This window comes from Tractidigestivibacter montrealensis (assembly GCF_024741235.1).
In the GTDB taxonomy this organism is placed as follows: Bacteria; Actinomycetota; Coriobacteriia; order Coriobacteriales; family Atopobiaceae; genus Tractidigestivibacter; species Tractidigestivibacter montrealensis.
The window spans coordinates 12,561-28,352 of record NZ_JANSKA010000008.1 but is presented as its reverse complement, the minus strand read 5'-3'; the positions used below and the strand labels follow the sequence as shown (position 1 = coordinate 28,352).

Sequence of the window (15,792 nt, the reverse complement as noted above, 5' to 3'; positions counted from 1 at the left end):
CTCACCTCCCCGCCAGCTCAAGCATGCGCTCGAGCGGCTTGACTGCACGCTGCGGCTCTGCCGGCAGCGCAACCTCCCCCGCCATGTTCTCCAGACAGGAAAGCAGCTTCTCAGGGGTGACCATGGCCATGTTGGGGCACACGGGCGCGGGCTCGGGGAAGTAGATGCGCTTGCCTTGGCCCTCGCTGCGGCGCTCAATCTGGTCCGCGACGCCCACCACCGTGAGCACGATGAACTCGCGCTCCTCGCCCGTGGCAATGCGCTCGATGATCTGCTTGGTGGAGCCGATGAAGTCTGCCTCGTCGAGCACCTCGCGCGTGCACTCGGGGTGCGCCAGGATCAGTGCGTCCGGATGCGCCAGCTCCAGCGCCTCGACCTGCGCGAGGCCGATCTTGTTGTGCGTGGGGCAGTAGCCTCGGTTTAGAATCACGTGCTTCTCGGGGACCTGCTCGGCAACGTATCGACCAAGGTTCATGTCGGGAATGAAGAGGATGTTCTTCTCGGGCAGCTCGCGCACCACTTTTATGGCGTTCGAGGAGGTCACGCAGACATCCGCCCAGCGCTTGACCTCGGCCGTTGTGTTCACGTAGGCCACGACGGCAAGATCGGCGACCTCGGCGCGCACGCGGTCCACGTCCTCTTGACGCACCATGTGTGCCATGGGACAGTCCGCGGCGGTCTCCGGCATGAGGACGCGGCGCGCGGGGTTGAGGAGCTTCACGCTCTCGGCCATGAACGAGACACCGCACAGCACGATAATCGAGGCATCGAGGGTCTTTGCAAGACGAGCCAGGTAAAACGAGTCGCCCACGTAGTCAGCAAGACGCTGGGTCTCGGCCGGGACGTAGTAGTGTGCCAGAACCACGGCGCCCCTCTCGCGTTTGAGCCGCTCGACCTTCTCGGCAAGCGCTTCCCTGTGCCCAGTTTGGACTTCCTCCACGATGCTCCCCCCTTGGTTGGTGCGGCCACTGGGGCGACAGTATGACACTCTGTCTTGCCATCTGACAAGACAGTTCTTGAAAGCACATAACGGTAGGCACAGCCCCCAGGAAACGTCCTTGTCTCCTGGATGCCACGAAGGGCTCCTTTGTCCGCTTCTTCTACAAGAGCTCGGATACGGACACCGGCTTGATTCCGGAGAGAGGACTTCGCAGATACGGCTGCACGAGTGCACTAGTCGCCTGATTGGTACTCAGAAATCCATTGGCACTAGATACAACGACTACGGCATATGGGCGGTGCGTCGACCCACGCATAAAAATGCTCTATCGGACGGAGGTTCCGAAAGCTCTGCATAAAAACGCTCTATCGGACGGTGCCTCTTGAGAGATTACATCAGTAATGAAACTACTGTTACATAACTTTGTATATATTATGTGATTTATTCATCTTTGTGTAAGTATAATTCAACGATTGATGTCGAGGCTCTTAACAGACCATCCGATAGCTTATTTTTATGCGACGGATGAGAAAATCCCGTCCGATAGAGCGTTTTCATGCAGCCCGGGGGTCACAGAAAGACGCTTGTCCAAAAATAGGGAGGCACCGAAGCCAGCGTCTCCAACGGACTCTGTACGAGACGCGCCTTCCGTCGCCGGAAGGCGCGATTACGTACACACTTGTTGTGAAAACTTGCCTTTCGGCGCTCACGCCACCGAACACGCCGATGAGAGGCTCTCCTACGCGCCCTTGAGCACCACGGAGCGCACGACGCCGGCGGTGTTGTCGCACGCGTCAAGCAGGTTCTCCATCTGGTCGAAAAGACGCGTCCATGTGACGGTATAGCGGCCGTTGGGCTCCTCCAGGAAGAGGCGACGCAGCGCGTTCTGATAGACAAGGTCGCCCTCGTCCTCGATGTGGCCCACGGCGATGGCCTTCTCCATGACAAGCGTGTCCTTTTTGTAGTCGGGCAGATGATCGATCATCACATGGATGTCCTTGACGGCCGTCAGCGTGAGGTTGGCCATCTGCGGGCCCTCCTTGCGCATCTCGTTCACGTTGAAGAGGTCCAGCCCCGAGGCAATGGCGTTCATGTAGTCCACGATGTCGTCCATGGCAAGCGCGAGGTCGTTGATGTCCGAGCGCTCGATGGGAGTCACGAAGGACGAGCAGAGCTCCTCCATGATGTGCTTGACCTTCTCGTCGCACTTGTTCTCGTAGACCTTCATCTGCGGAATCTCGGACGTGGTCTCGGGAAAGTCCGTGATGACCTTCACGTACTCCACGGCCGCGTCCTCGATGCGCGCAGCAAAGTCCTTGAGCAGGGTATAGAAGATGTCCTCTTTCTTGGCACGGGGCATGGGTTCTCCTTAGAAAACGACGAGGAAAAGCTTGGTGAGCAGGTATCCAATGAGGCCGCAGCCGGGAAACGTGAAGACCCAAGCAAGGACCATTTCCTTGGCAACGCCCCAGTTGACGGAGCGAACGTTCTTTGCCGCGCCGGCGCCCATCATGGCGGCGGTCGACGTGTGGGTAGTCGAGACGGGAAGGCCCGTGAGCGTGGCTATGAGCAGCGACGCCGTGGCGCTCACCGAGGCGGCAAAGCCCTGGTACTGCTCGAGCGAGACCATCTCCATGCCCACCTTCTTGATGATGCGCTTGCCGCCGATGGCGGTGCCAATGGCCATGGCCGCGGCGCAGATGACCTCAATCCAAAGCGGGAACTGCGCGCCGTCGACGGACATGCCCTGCGAGAGAAGCACGGCCATCATGGCGGTGGACATAAACTTCTGGCCGTCCTGCGCGCCGTGCATAGTAGCCATGCCGGCGGCGCCCACGACCTGCCACTTCTTGAAGATACTATTCATTCGGCGTCGATCAGCCTGTCGGAAGATAATGGGGATGACCTTGGCGATTATCCAGCCAGCGCCATATCCCAGAACCGATGAGAGCACCAGGCCGTAGATGACCTTGATCCACTCGCCCATGTTCACGCCCTCGAGTCCGCCGTGCACGGCGAGCGCAGCTCCGGTGAGGCCGGCGATGAGGGCGTGGCTCTCGGAGGTGGGAATGCCAAAGACCCAGGCGATAGAAGCCCAGGTCACAATGCCTACGGTCGCCGCCGCCAGAGCGATAAGGGCGGCGTGCGTGTCTCCGCCAAAGTCGACCATGCCGCTCATGGTGTTGGCCACGGCCGTGGAGATGAGCGTCATGCCGATAAGACCCACAAAGTTGCAAATCACGCTCATGACGATGGCCTGGTTGACGCCAATGGCGCGCGTTCCCACGGGCTCTGCGATGGCGTTCGCGGCGTCCGTCGCGCCGTTTACGAAGATGGTCCCGATGACCAGGACCATGACCAAGGCGAGGAACGGATTGGTCTGGACGGCTGCGACAAACTGGGAGAAGCTGACCATGTAGGCGTTACCTTTCGATTGTTTGCGCAAGCATCATACCTGATGCAACCAAATATGGCGCTCTCGCTGGCAGGTTACACGTTACTGACATTCCGCTGCCAATTTCATGACGTAATGTCGCGACGTGGCGTCGCCGGTGCCTGCGGGCGCTTGAGCTGGCCTTTCTACTACACTGGTTGCGTTGATCCAGAGAAAAGAGGACGCATGGACGAGAAGACGCGCGAGTCTCAACAGCGCGGGCACGACGGGTCACGGAGCAACGCCGGCGCGCACGGCGACCATCGCACGCACGGCGCCCACCGCGCCCACGGCGGCAAGCCCGTCTCGGCGCAGGCGCACCGCGGCCCGGACCGCTCGGCCTTTCTCCCCGTCTCGCGCGAGGACATGGAGGCGCGCGGCTGGGACCAGTGCGACTTCGTCTTTGTGAGCGGCGACGCCTACGTTGACCACCCCTCGTTTGCCTGCGCCATCATCACGCGCGTGCTGGAGTCGCACGGCTACAAGGTGGGCGTCATCGCGCAGCCCGACTGGCGCGACCCCGCAAGCGTCACCGTCTTGGGCGAGCCGCGCCTGGCGTTTCTCGTGTGCAGCGGCAACATGGACTCGATGGTCAATCACTACACCGTGGCAAAGCACCGTCGCCCCAAGGACTTCTACTCCCCCGGCGGCAAGATGGGCCTGCGCCCCGACCACGCGGACGTGGTCTACGGCAACCTCATCCGCCGCACGTGCAAGCACGTGCCCATCGTGCTGGGCGGCATCGAGGCATCACTGCGCCGCCTTGCCCACTACGACTACTGGTCGGATTCGCTCAAGCGTTCGATACTTCTGGACTCCGGCGCCGACATCATCTCCTACGGCATGGGCGAGCGCTCCATCATCGAGATCGCCGACGCCCTCGACGGCGGCGTGGATGTCCACGACATCAGTTGGATTGCCGGCACGGTCTACCGTGCGAGAACCACCGAGCAGTGCGTTGACCCCGTGGTTCTCCCCACCTGGGAGGCAATGCGCGCCGACAAGACCGAGTACGCGCGCAGCTTTGGCATCCAGTGCAGAAACCTCAACCCGTACCTCTCGCACCCGCTAGTCGAGGAGTACGAGCACGGCGTCTACGTGATTCAGAACCCGCCTGCTAAGCCACTCACCACGCCGGAGCTGGACGAGGTCTACGAGCTGCCCTACGCCCGCGCCGCGCACCCCATGTACGACGCTGCAGGCGGCATCCCGGCCATCGCCGAGGTGAAGTTCTCTCTTGCCAGCAACCGCGGCTGCCTGGGCGAGTGCTCGTTCTGCGCGCTCAACTTCCACCAGGGGCGCATCATCCAGGCGAGAAGCGACGAGTCCCTGGTTGCCGAGGCCACGGCCATGACGCACGACCCCGACTTCAAGGGCTACATCAACGACGTTGGCGGCCCCACGGCAGACTTCATGCAGCCCACCTGCCCCAAGCAGGCAAAGGCCGGCGCCTGCGTGGACCGTCGCTGCCTTGCGCCCGAGCCCTGCCCCAACCTGCGCGTAACCCACGAGCGCTACGTAGGGCTGCTGCGCAAGCTCCGCGCGATTCCCGGCGTCAAGAAGGTCTTCATCCGCAGCGGCATCCGGTTTGACTACGCGCTATACGACAAGGACCACACCTTCATCCGTGAGCTGGCCGAGTACCACACCTCCGGCCAGCTGCGCCTGGCGCCCGAGCACGTGTGCGACGACGTGCTGCGCGTGATGGGCAAGCCCTCAAACGACGTCTACGAGCGCTTTGTCCACGAGTTCGAGAAGGCCTCGCGCGCGTGCGGCAAGGAGCAGTACGTGGTGCCCTACCTCATGAGCTCGCACCCGGGGTCCACGATGGAGGATGCCGTCAAGCTGGCCGAGTTCTGCCGCGACCTGGGCTACAACCCCGAGCAGGTGAGCGACTTCTACCCCACCCCGTCGACGGTGAGTACCTGCATCTACTACACCGGGCTTGACCCGCGCACCATGAAGCACGTCTACTGCCCCACAAACCCGCACGAGAAGGCCATGCAGCGCGCGCTCATCCAGTACCGAGACCCCAAGAACTACGACCTGGTGGTGGAGGCGCTGCATCGCGCGCACCGAGAGGACCTTATCGGCTACGGACCCAAGTGCCTGGTGAGGCCGGAGCGGCCGCGGGTGCGGGATTCGGGTCGCGGCGCGGGTCGCGGCGCGGGTCGCGGCGGGCGGCGTTCTCGCCGGGCGCGCTAGACGCCGGAGGGGCAATTTCCTCCGCTCGCCGCGCCGGACACCTCGCCCCACCGTGCTACCAGTCGAACCCGGGACCGTCGAGGATCCGCTCGAACGCGTGCTCGACGGTGTCGGTGCGGTACCGACCAAGCGGCAGCACCGAAGGCTGCGACGTCTCCATCGTGACGGGGCAGCCCGCCCATTCGAGCATCTCCACGTCATTCTCGGCATCGCCAAACGCCATGCAGTCCTCGGCCGCAATCCCCAGGCGCTTGGCCAGCGCAGACAGGGCAACGCCCTTATCGACGCCATTGGGCATGAGGTCGAGCCACTATAGGCCCGTGACCTTGACCGTGCACCGAGTGCCAAAGCGCTCGTGCCAGTGCTGCTCGCGCGGAACGCCGTCGGTGCAGTACGCCGAGACCTTCATGAACGGCTCCGGAATGCGCGTGACATCATCCAGCTCGGTCACGTTGTAGCCCGTCACGTTCACAAGGTGGTCCACCAGCTCGGGGGCGCCAGCGCGCACGTAGACCGTCCGCATCCCCGAGACCACCGGCTCGCAGCCGGGGTCAGCAAGCATGTCCTCGATGACCTCGCGCGCAAGACCGTCATCCATCGTGGCGCGGTAGACCAGCTCGTCGCCGAGAATGGCAAGCGATCCGTTCTCGCACACATACGGAATGCGGTCGGCCACGGGCGAGAAGAGCCGGCGCAGGTTGGTGTACTGCCTGCCCGAGGCGGGCACAAAGACGATGCCCGCGTCCACAATGCGCTCGACAAGCCCCAGCATCTGCGGCGAGAAGCGCGGCGCCCAGTTTACGAGCATGGTGCCGTCGATGTCGCTGGCAATGAGCTTGGGTGTGCGCATGGGTTCTCCTTGCAGACGGCGCCGGCCGGCGCTAGGGCGAGAAGTGCGCCCATACCCTACCACGCGCGAGGCCAATAGCGCGGGCGCATACCCCGCTCGTGAACCCTTGATGCGTCAACTTTGTGATGGCCCACTGCGACGACTGTCCCCATACCGCCGCGAGATACGCTGAAGAGGATTACTTGATACGTCAAGATACGGGGCTTCCCCTGTCTCAATGAGACAAAGGGACAGTCCCTTTGTCTCATCGGAGGTGACAACCATGGAGCAAGAGGGACGCTCCCTCGAGGACATGCACATGCTGCTCTACCGCGCCTACCACGCGCAGACAAACTACCTGCGGCCGCGCATGGCGCAGCTGGGCCTTGGCCCTGGCCAGCCCAAGCTCCTCGCCTACCTGGCCGTTCACGGCACAAGCACCCAGCACGAGATGGCCGCGTTCTTCGAGGTGGACGACGCCGCCATCTCGCGCATGCTCGACCTGCTCCGCCAGGCGGGCCTCGTCCGCACCACGCGCGGGCAGGACCGCCGCACCAAGACCGTGGAGCTCACAGCAACGGGCCACGGCGCGCTTGCTGCCTGGGACAGCGTCTGCGACAACGAGCAGGACGTCATGCTCGCCGGCCTCTCGGCCGAGGAGCGCGCCACGCTCGCCGCGCTGCTCGAGCGCGTGCACGAGAACCTCGCAACCGCCAGCGCCCCGGCGGCGCCAGCGGCCCCGGCACCAGCGCCGCATCCTGCAGCGCCCCACGACAACCCCCAGGGAGGCGCGCGATGAGTGATCTTACCCTCGTTTCCCGCTACCTCAAGCCCTACCGCAGGCAGTTCGTGCTCGCCGCGCTCTGCGCCTTCGCCGAGGCCACGCTCGAGCTCTGCATCCCCTTCGTGATGGCAAGCATCGTCGACGTGGGCGTGGCCACCGGCGACATGGGCCTTGTCCTGGCGCTCGGCGCGCGCATGGTTGCGCTGGCCGCCGTCGCCGGCGCGCTGGGGATGGGCTACGCGCGCTTCTCGGCCCAGGTCGCCATGGGCTTTGGCGCCGGCCTGCGCGAGGCCGAGTACGCCCACGTGCAGGACTTCGCCTTCTCCAACCTCGACGACTTTGACACGTCCTCCCTGGTCACGCGCATGACCACCGACGTCACCGTGATACAGAACGCCCTCGTGATGGGCTTTAGGCCCATGCTGAGAGGCCCGGTCATGCTCGTGTGCGGGCTCATCATCGCCTGCACCATGAGCGCCAAGCTGGCCGTGGTCTTCTTTGTGATCCTGCCCGCGCTGGCGTGCGCCCTAGCACTTATTGTGCATCACGTGGCGCCGCTCTTTGGGTCCATGCAGCACGCGATGGACCAGCTCAACGACGCACTGCAGGAGGACCTCGTGGCCATACGCGCCATCAAGGCTTATGTGCGCGAGGGCTACGTGGCCGAGCGCTTCGAGCAGGTCAACGCGCGCCTTGCCAACGCCGCCACGCGCACCTTCAGGACCGCCGTAATCAACACGCCCGTCTTCACGCTCTCGATGAACGTGGCAAGCGTGGCGCTTCTGTGGTTTGGCGGCCAGATGATCATGGCAGGCGAGATGGGCGTGGGCACGCTCACGGGATTCATGAGCTACGTGCTGCTCATCATGAACTCGCTGATGATGATCTCGAACGTCTTTCTCCTCCTGGCGCGCGCCGTCACGAGCATCCACCGCGTGAGCGAGGTGCTGCGCGAGAAGCCCGCCATAGAGAGCCCCGCGCATGGCATTGACCACGTAGACACAGGCGACGTAGCCTTCCGCGACGTGAGCTTCAAGTACTCGCCCACGGCCGAGAAGGACGTGCTCTCGCACGTGAGTCTGCACTTTGCCCCCGGCTCCACCGTGGGCGTGCTGGGTGCCACGGGCTCCGGCAAGACCTCGCTCGTGCAGCTCATGGCGCGCCTCTACGACGCAAGCTCTGGCACCGTGGAGGTAGGTGGCCACGACGTGCGCCAGTACGACCTTGCGGCGCTGCGTGATGGCGTGGGCATTGTGCTCCAGAAGAACGTCCTGTTCACGGGCACCGTCCGCGACAACCTGCGCTGGGGCAACGCCGCGGCGACGGACGAGGAGCTGCTCCGCGCCTGCCAGCTGGCCTGCGCGGACGAGTTCCTAGACCGCATTGGCGGGCTTGACGCAGACCTGGGCCACGGTGGCGGCAACGTCTCCGGCGGCCAGAAGCAGCGCCTCTGCATTGCCCGCACGCTGCTCAAGCACCCCCGCGTGCTGGTCTTCGACGACTCGACCTCGGCGTGCGACATGGCGACCGACGCCCGCATACGCGAGAACCTCGCCCAGCTCACGGACGTCACCAAGGTCGTGATTGCGCAGCGCGTGGCCTCCGTCATGGACGCCGACCAGATCGTGGTGCTCGAGGACGGGCGCGTGCACGCTACGGGAACGCACGAGGAGCTGCTGCAGACGGACGACATCTATCGCGAGCTCTACGAGTCGCAGGTGGGCGGCACCGCCGAGACGAGCGCCGTCGTCAGCGCCGCCGGCCCCGCCGCGCCCACCGGCCCCACCGCGCCCGCAAGCACGCCCGCAACCACCCGAAAGGAGGTCACCGATGCCCGGTAGAGGAGGCGCCCCCGCAGGTCCCAAGGACCTGCGCCACACGCTGAGAAGGTTTCTCTCATACCTAGGACACGCCCGCTGGCAGCTTTTGGCCGTGGCCGTGCTGGTCTGCGTGACAGGCGGGGCAAACCTCGCCGGAACGTACATGATCAAGCCCGTGGTCGACGCCGTGGGCGCTGGCGACTGGACGCGTTTCGTGCACCTTGTCGCGCTCACCGCCGCCATCTACGCGGCGGGCGTCGTCGCAAGCGTGGGTTACACCCAGACCATGGTCCGCGCAGCTCAGCGCGTGGTCTTCGACATTCGCCGCGACCTTCTCTGCCACATCGAGACGCTGCCGCTCTCGTGGTTCGACCGCACGCGCAACGGCGACGTGATGAGCTACTTCACCAACGACGTGGACACCATCTCCGAGGCGCTCAACAACGGCTTTGCCAACATGGTGCAGGCGGCCATCCAGACCGTGGGAACCATCGTTCTTCTGGTGGTTCTCGACTGGCGGCTCACGCTCATCACGCTGGCCTGCGACGCGATCATCGTGGCCTACGTGCGCTTCTCGGGTAGGCGCTCCAAGCGGCTCTTCTCGCAGCAGCAGCGCACCCTGGGCGCGCTTGACGGCTACGTGGAGGAGATGATCGCAGGTCAGAAAGTCGTGAAGGTCTTCAACCACGAGGGCGAGAACCTCGAGGGCTTCCGCGCGCTCAACGAGGACCTACAGGCAAGCGGCACCGGCGCCCAGGCCTACGCCTCGACGATGGTGCCGGCGACGGTGGCCATCTCGTACACCAACTACGCCGTGGTGGCCGTGGTGGGCGCGGCGCTTGCCATAGGCGGCCACATGGGCGTGGGCAGCCTGGCCAGCTACCTGGTGTTTGTTCGTCAAGCGGCCATGCCCATCAACCAGCTCACGCAGCTGGGCAACTTCATGCTCACGGCGCTTGCCGGTGCGGAGCGGGTCTTCTCGGTGATGGAGGAGCCTGCCGAGAAGGACGAGGGCACGGTCACGCTGGAGCGCGTAGGCGCGGAGGACGACGCAGCGGCAAGTGGCGACGCGGCGGCGAACGGCAACTCCCCCGCAACGGCGAGCGCCGCCGCTGGCTCCACCCGCCGCATGGCGACCGGCGCCGCGGGCTGGCAGTGGCGCCGCGAGGACGGCACCACGGTTCCTCTCGCCGGCGACGTGCGCTTTGAGGACGTCACCTTTGGCTACGACGAGGGCCAGACGGTGCTTGCGAACCTCTCGCTCTTTGCCAAGCCGGGGCAGAAGATTGCCTTTGTAGGCTCCACGGGCGCAGGCAAGACCACCATCACGAATCTCATCAATCGCTTCTACGACGTGCGCTCGGGCAAGATAATCTACGACGGCATCGACGTGCGCGACATCAAGAAGACGTCGCTTCGCTCGTCTCTGGGCATCGTGCTGCAAGACACGCACCTCTTCCGCGGAAGCATTGCCGACAACATCCGCTTTGGCAAGCTCGACGCAACCGACGAGGAGGTGCGCCATGCCGCGCACGTGGCCAACGCGGACTCGTTCATCTCGCGCCTGCCGCACGGCTACGATACGCTGGTCACGGCAGACGGCGCGAACCTCAGCCAGGGGCAGCGGCAGCTCATCGCCATTGCCCGCGCAGCCGTGAGCGACCCGCCGGTGCTCATCCTGGACGAGGCAACCTCGAGCGTGGACACGCGCACCGAGTCGCTTATCGCACGAGGAATGGACGCCCTCATGCGCGGACGCACGGTCTTCGTGATTGCGCACCGGCTCTCGACCGTGCGCAACGCCAACGCGATTATGGTGCTTGAGCACGGGCACATCGTGGAGCGTGGCACGCACGAGGAGCTGCTCGCGCAGCGCGGCGAGTACTGGCAGCTCTGGACCGGCACCCGCGAGCTGGAATGAGACAAAGGGAAACTCCCTTTGTCTCATTCCCTACTTGCCGGTACCGTGGAAGACAGCGCCAAATGTGCGCTTGAAGATGTTCCAGTCCAGCGTCGCGGATGCGTGGCGCACGTAGTAGAGCTCCAGCGCCTGGCGCCTGCCAGACGCGTAGTCGGCGTCGTTTCTCGCCTCGACCTGCCACCAGCCCGTGATGCCGGGCTTGCAGCTTAGGAACTCGCTGGCGCGGTCCCCGTAATGCGAGATCTCCTCGTCTACAATGGGGCGCGGCCCCACGATGGACATGTCACCCTTAAAAACGTTGATGAACTGCGGGAACTCATCAAGCGAGGTCTTGCGCAGGAAGCGGCCAATGCCGGTCACACGGGGGTCGTTGTCCAACTTGCGCTCGGTCTGCCACTCGCGCAGCTGCTCGGGCGTGAAGTACTTCTCGACGTCGTTAGCGTCCGCAACCATGGAGCGGAACTTGAGCAGCTTGAAGTGCTTGCCGCCAAGGCCCAGGCGCTCCTGCGAGTAGAACGGCGCGCCCTTGCTCTGCAGTGCGATTACGATGGCGAGAATGACGCCGGGGATGAACGCGACGACAATCACGAGAAGGCTCACGACAATGTCGATGAGGCGCTTAAGGAAGACCAGGTAGAACCTGCTGCCGCGGCCGGAATAGCTCACGGTTGGGAAGCCGCCAAAGAGGTCCAGGCAAGCGCCCTGGAGGCTCGGGTCCGGAAGGGCGAGAGCAACGTGGCAGTTGGACCCCATACGCTCCGCCGCATCCAGGAGGGCAGAGGTCTCCTGCTCTGGCGTGGTGGGGGCAAAGACAAAGACGTCGTCCACGCGGGTGTCGCCCAAGGCTTCTGGGAGGGCCTCGATTTCCGAGGTCACGTCCTTATCGGCAACGGTACCGGAAACGCGACCGTCGGCAAGCTCAAGCCAGCCGGCAATTGAGTACGTTGCGCCGGTGTCAAAGACGCGCTCGATGCGCTCGCGCTGGCCCTGCTCGACCACCATCACGATGGAGGCGCCAAGGCGCTCCCCCGCCAGCAGCGCTCGGGCGGCGGCCTTGGCGATGGCGCGCATGACTGACATGATGATCACGTTGACGATGACGAAGTAGAGAAGCATTAGGCGAGAGGGGCTCGGCTGCACGTGCAGCGCCACAACCAGCACCGCAATGCCTACGAGTAGCCAGACGTTGTAGCTGAGCACGACTCCAAACTCCTGGGAACCCGTGCGCTTCATGAAGCCGCGGTTGCGGTGCACGGCAAAGTTGAGGAAGGTGACTAGAAGCAGCAGGGTGAGGACGATGTAGTCACCCACGCGGGACTCGGCCCCACTGAGGCCAATCTGGCCAAAGCGCATGGTGAGGGAAATGTAGAGGGATGCCATCACACAGGCAACATCGAGTGCCCAGAGCAACAGGCGGCGGGCAAATCTGGGCAACTTCATGACAACACCCCTACACAAGCGCAAAGCATTAGATGGACTTTCATATATTACTTTCAAGATAGTATACGCAGACCAAAGGGAGGGCGTGTCGCTGGCGTAACAACGGTTTCGATGGGTAACGTCATTGAATTTTGATGGTAACACCGTCGAGAAGCCTTCAGCGGGCGGTTTCCCAAGACAGGCTTCCCGGTTGGCAGCAGTTTCCGTTCAATTCCTTATGTGACACAGCCACAGGAGCAATTCCCTGACCTGAGGTTCAACAAACATAGAACCATTTTGTACTTGGGGTACCCCCGAAAGACCGTAGCCCAGCCGCAAATAGCTGCCAGAGAGGGGCCAGAGCGCGCACAAGCTCGTCCCCATAGGGAGTCAACCCGGGTCGTTGCCGCCGCCTCACCACCCCCACCCCCGGAAAGCCCCTTGACGAAACGCGCCCTAACGATGCAATCTCTGGTCAGGAACCCAAATGCCATACCGGAGGGAACGGGGCGCCGTGCGTCCCACGCGCGCGCAACTCCGTCCCTCCGCCAGACACAGGGAGAGTGTCATGAGAAAGCACCTCGCAGCAGTTCTGCCCGTCATCATCACTGGCGCGCTCATCGCGGGCTGCGAAGGGGAAACCACCGCCACCTCCCCAACTTCCCAGCCAGAGCAGACGCAGTCCGAGGCCACCGCAACGCAGGATGCCCCGTCCACCGATACAACCTCGTCAACCGAGACGCCCGCCCAGCCCGCTCAGCCAGAAGAGTCGGCCGACCTCGCGTCTGTCCGAGAAGAGATCGCATCCGATGGCACCATGGGCGCCGTGTGGTACCTGGGCATGTACGACGGGGACATCACGTCCGGCGACTTCTCGTCGTGGCTCTCCACCCTCACCTACCAGGACGGAACTCCCCTGCTCACCAAGTACCCCTTCATGGCGGACGTCACGGCAAAGGCCGTCACCGAGGGAAGCGACATCTATTGCATCGTGCCGGCCCACGCCGGCGACTCGGTGAGCGTGTGCCAGTGGCTCTACTCCACGACTGACGATGGCCAGTGGTCCGAGAAGGCCAGCGACACCATCTACGCGTCCGATACCGGCGAGCCAGTGCTGATCCAGGCGAGCGCGGGCGAGTTCAACCCCAACTTTGCCGTTTCCCTCCACGGCACCGACGGAAGGTCCTTCGACAACCACGTGCTCGTGACAAGCGGCATGGATGGGAAGCTGGTCCTGCCCACTGACGAGCAGAGCGGCCAGGCGCTCCTGAGCGACTTCAGTCCGTACGCGTATTGATGGGGATAGAGCTGCGAGAGGCACTCCCCCGCAAAGCAAAGTCCGTTTTGCAGCAGGAGTATATTGCCGGTTGAGTCACCGCCCACCGCTATTCGAGCTTCGTCAGGCTGTCGGCGATTTCTCCCTCAAGCGCCTTCTGCTGGGAGGCAGTCAGGAGATGAGAAGTTCTCACCACGCACGTGCCCACGACATCATGGGAGCCCGAGGAGAGAATGGTGCCATCAAATACAGCCAGGTAATCATTGCGCTTGTTTGCATCGTCTACGTTCGCGTAGACCTCGACTGCTCCACCGCCGTCTGTACCAGCACCAACAATGCCGCTGTATCCGTCGGAGATATAAACCTTTGACTGATCCACCAAATCGGAAGCAAAGTAGACGCAAGCAGTGTAGCCGCCGGCCTTACCGAGGTTCCCGTTGGGATCATTGTCTTCTGTCACAGCCTCGACGCCCGTAATGTTCGAAAGCCCGCTGATGCGCTGGATTACGAACTGCTCGGTTGGGTTAGTGACCTGCTTCATCTGCGAGATGCTGTTCTGCAGATTAACCTTCGCAGTGTTGAGGGCGTCAAGCTGGGCGGAATACTCCCCCATGCTCCCCATTGCGGTAGCTTCGGCATTGATTGCGTCGGCATCCTCTGGCATTTCTGGGACAGATTGCTTGGCCCCCTGTGCTGCGCCAATGGCAACGCTTGCGGCTTCTATGGTTGATTGATCGAGAGGAGCATCCCCGGAGTTCATCAAATCTTGAAGATCAGAGATGGCCGAGTCAAGCTCATCGTTGCGCTCGTTGAGACCATCCGCCGCGCATGGGCAATGTGGATGTCGCCTAACCGGTCCTTGCGTTTTTCAGCGAGACGGTCGATTTGTCTCGCCCAATCTCCCAGGCGATGCGGCACAACCGTCGCCGTCAGAAGCAGAATCTCTAACTCGTTAATGGACAAGAGCGCCGCATTTTCTACATGACCAACGAATGGCCGGCGGCATGTGCCGCCGGCCACAATGACGCACCCGATGTCGCGCAGGGCCAAGAGACTTACCAACGCTAGGCGCAAGGGGTTCTTAGACATGCGCTCAAGAGCGACTTCTTCGATGGAGAGGACTGAACAGGCGTCACCTTCAAGGAGTTCAGAGGGAGCTCGACTCCAACGTCGAGTGATGTCGTGACGCGAAGCCAAAGAAGCCGCTCAGCTGGAGGATAAGGGCAGAGAACAGGAGGGGCCTGGGCCAAGACTACACGCTGGCAATCTAGATTCAGAAAACGTCTAGGGCCCATGGGGAAGACACTGAGTATATCTGCCTATACGACTCAGGCAACAGCCATCGTCATCAGACAAGCCCCAGAACAGCTAGAACGACCCCCAGCGCAAGAAGCCCGAACATTACCGCCGTTCCGGATACACCCCTCTTCAGGAGCTTATAACAACCCAGCGTAAGCAGTGCGGGGAGCAGGCACGGGCAAATCTGGTCAATGATGTCCTGAAGCACCACCTGCGCCCCGTTGATGTCAATCGTTGCTCCAAGGCTCAGCACCACCATCGAGGGAATCATTGCCCCAATGACAACAAGACCCATGATTCTCGCCGCTTCGGTCAGCCTGTCAAGGGTACCGTCAGCAGAGACGCGCTCGAGGAACTTGCCCCCGCCCGCATAGCCGATCTTGAATCCCCACCGCCTCACGACCTCGGAGGGAATAACGTTGAGAAGAGCATAAAAGATGGGGCCAAGGACGTTTCCCGCGACAGCCATAGGAGCACCAACGCCAGCGCCAATCACCCTGAACGTACCCCAGAAGAAGCTGTCGCCGATTCCGGCAAGCGGGCCCATAAGTGCAGCCTTCACCGAGGTTATCGAGGAGGAGTCGTACTCTCCCGGGTTGTTGGCGTTCTCCTCCTCCATCGCGCACGAGAGGCCAATGATGAACGGGCTCGTACTCGTTGCGCAATTGAAGAACTCAAGGTGCCTCTTGACAGCCTGGTTGAGACCTTCCTCGTCGTCCTTATACAGTTCGCGAAGCGCCGGTAGCATTGTGTAGCAATATCCCGTTGACATCTGCCGCTCGTAGTTGAAGCAGCTGAGCAGTTGGTAGTGCCTGTTAAAGACCCTGCGGAGGGTACCCTCGCTGAGCTTCTTCTCTTCCGCCAT

12 protein-coding genes and 1 pseudogene are annotated in these 15,792 nt (G+C 62.9%); 5 read left to right on the top strand and 8 right to left on the bottom strand.

Going from position 1 to position 15,792, the window contains the following annotated elements; genetic code table 11:
* Nucleotide 1: 1 nt before the first annotated feature.
* The 3 genes from nadA to NVS32_RS10100 form a co-directional block, all read right to left on the bottom strand.
* Nucleotides 2-940, bottom strand: a complete 939-nt coding sequence (gene nadA / locus NVS32_RS10110; protein WP_258499701.1) for a quinolinate synthase NadA — start codon at nt 938-940, stop codon at nt 2-4.
* A 739-nt stretch (nt 941-1,679) separates the two neighbouring features.
* Nucleotides 1,680-2,300 carry a DUF47 domain-containing protein gene (locus NVS32_RS10105; RefSeq protein WP_258499700.1) on the bottom strand — a complete coding sequence of 207 codons (621 nt, stop codon included), beginning with the start codon at nt 2,298-2,300 and terminating at the stop codon, nt 1,680-1,682.
* Between the two features lie 9 nt (nt 2,301-2,309).
* On the bottom strand, nt 2,310-3,356 hold the full coding sequence (locus NVS32_RS10100; protein WP_258499699.1) for an inorganic phosphate transporter: 1,047 nt from the start codon (nt 3,354-3,356) through the stop codon (nt 2,310-2,312).
* A gap of 204 nt (nt 3,357-3,560) precedes the next feature.
* Here NVS32_RS10100 and NVS32_RS10095 point away from each other — a divergent pair, with 204 nt between their 5' ends.
* Nucleotides 3,561-5,579: a YgiQ family radical SAM protein gene (locus NVS32_RS10095; protein ID WP_258499698.1), complete on the top strand. Its 2,019-nt coding sequence runs from the start codon at nt 3,561-3,563 to the stop codon at nt 5,577-5,579.
* Between the two features lie 55 nt (nt 5,580-5,634).
* Here NVS32_RS10095 and NVS32_RS10090 read toward each other — a convergent pair.
* Nucleotides 5,635-6,429 (bottom strand): annotated as a pseudogene (locus NVS32_RS10090) (HAD family hydrolase).
* Between the two features lie 262 nt (nt 6,430-6,691).
* Between NVS32_RS10090 and NVS32_RS10085 the strand changes: the two are divergent.
* From NVS32_RS10085 to NVS32_RS10075, 3 genes are read left to right on the top strand one after another with little or no spacing between them, the layout of a single operon-like run.
* Nucleotides 6,692-7,207, top strand: a complete 516-nt coding sequence (locus NVS32_RS10085) for a MarR family winged helix-turn-helix transcriptional regulator (protein ID WP_199589964.1) — start codon at nt 6,692-6,694, stop codon at nt 7,205-7,207.
* The gene (locus NVS32_RS10080) at nt 7,204-9,033 is read left to right on the top strand and encodes an ABC transporter ATP-binding protein (protein WP_258499697.1); all 1,830 of its coding nucleotides are present in this window, start codon (nt 7,204-7,206) and stop codon (nt 9,031-9,033) included. The genes NVS32_RS10085 and NVS32_RS10080 overlap by 4 nt, the downstream gene beginning before the upstream one ends.
* Nucleotides 9,023-10,933 (top strand): ABC transporter ATP-binding protein, encoded by a 1,911-nt coding sequence (locus NVS32_RS10075; protein WP_258499696.1) that lies wholly within the window; start codon nt 9,023-9,025, stop codon nt 10,931-10,933. Before NVS32_RS10080 ends, NVS32_RS10075 begins: the two co-directional genes overlap by 11 nt.
* Nucleotides 10,934-10,963: 30 nt before the next feature.
* Here NVS32_RS10075 and NVS32_RS10070 read toward each other — a convergent pair whose 3' ends face one another.
* Nucleotides 10,964-12,373 carry an exopolysaccharide biosynthesis polyprenyl glycosylphosphotransferase gene (locus NVS32_RS10070; protein ID WP_258499695.1) on the bottom strand — a complete coding sequence of 470 codons (1,410 nt, stop codon included), beginning with the start codon at nt 12,371-12,373 and terminating at the stop codon, nt 10,964-10,966.
* A gap of 547 nt (nt 12,374-12,920) precedes the next feature.
* Between NVS32_RS10070 and NVS32_RS10065 the strand changes: the two genes are divergently transcribed.
* A complete protein-coding gene (locus NVS32_RS10065; protein WP_258499694.1) occupies nt 12,921-13,649 on the top strand; it encodes a hypothetical protein in 729 nt (242 codons plus the stop codon).
* A gap of 88 nt (nt 13,650-13,737) precedes the next feature.
* On the opposite strand, the gene NVS32_RS10060 is transcribed toward NVS32_RS10065, so the two are convergent.
* From NVS32_RS10060 to NVS32_RS10050, 3 genes are all read right to left on the bottom strand, one after another.
* Nucleotides 13,738-14,388 carry a hypothetical protein gene (locus NVS32_RS10060; RefSeq protein WP_258499693.1) on the bottom strand — a complete coding sequence of 217 codons (651 nt, stop codon included), beginning with the start codon at nt 14,386-14,388 and terminating at the stop codon, nt 13,738-13,740.
* On the bottom strand, nt 14,388-14,717 hold the full coding sequence (locus NVS32_RS10055) for a hypothetical protein (protein WP_258499692.1): 330 nt from the start codon (nt 14,715-14,717) through the stop codon (nt 14,388-14,390). The genes NVS32_RS10060 and NVS32_RS10055 overlap by 1 nt, the downstream gene beginning before the upstream one ends.
* Before the next feature lie 259 nt (nt 14,718-14,976).
* Complete coding sequence (locus NVS32_RS10050) at nt 14,977-15,792, bottom strand: PTS system mannose/fructose/sorbose family transporter subunit IID (RefSeq protein ID WP_258499691.1); 816 nt, start codon at nt 15,790-15,792, stop codon at nt 14,977-14,979.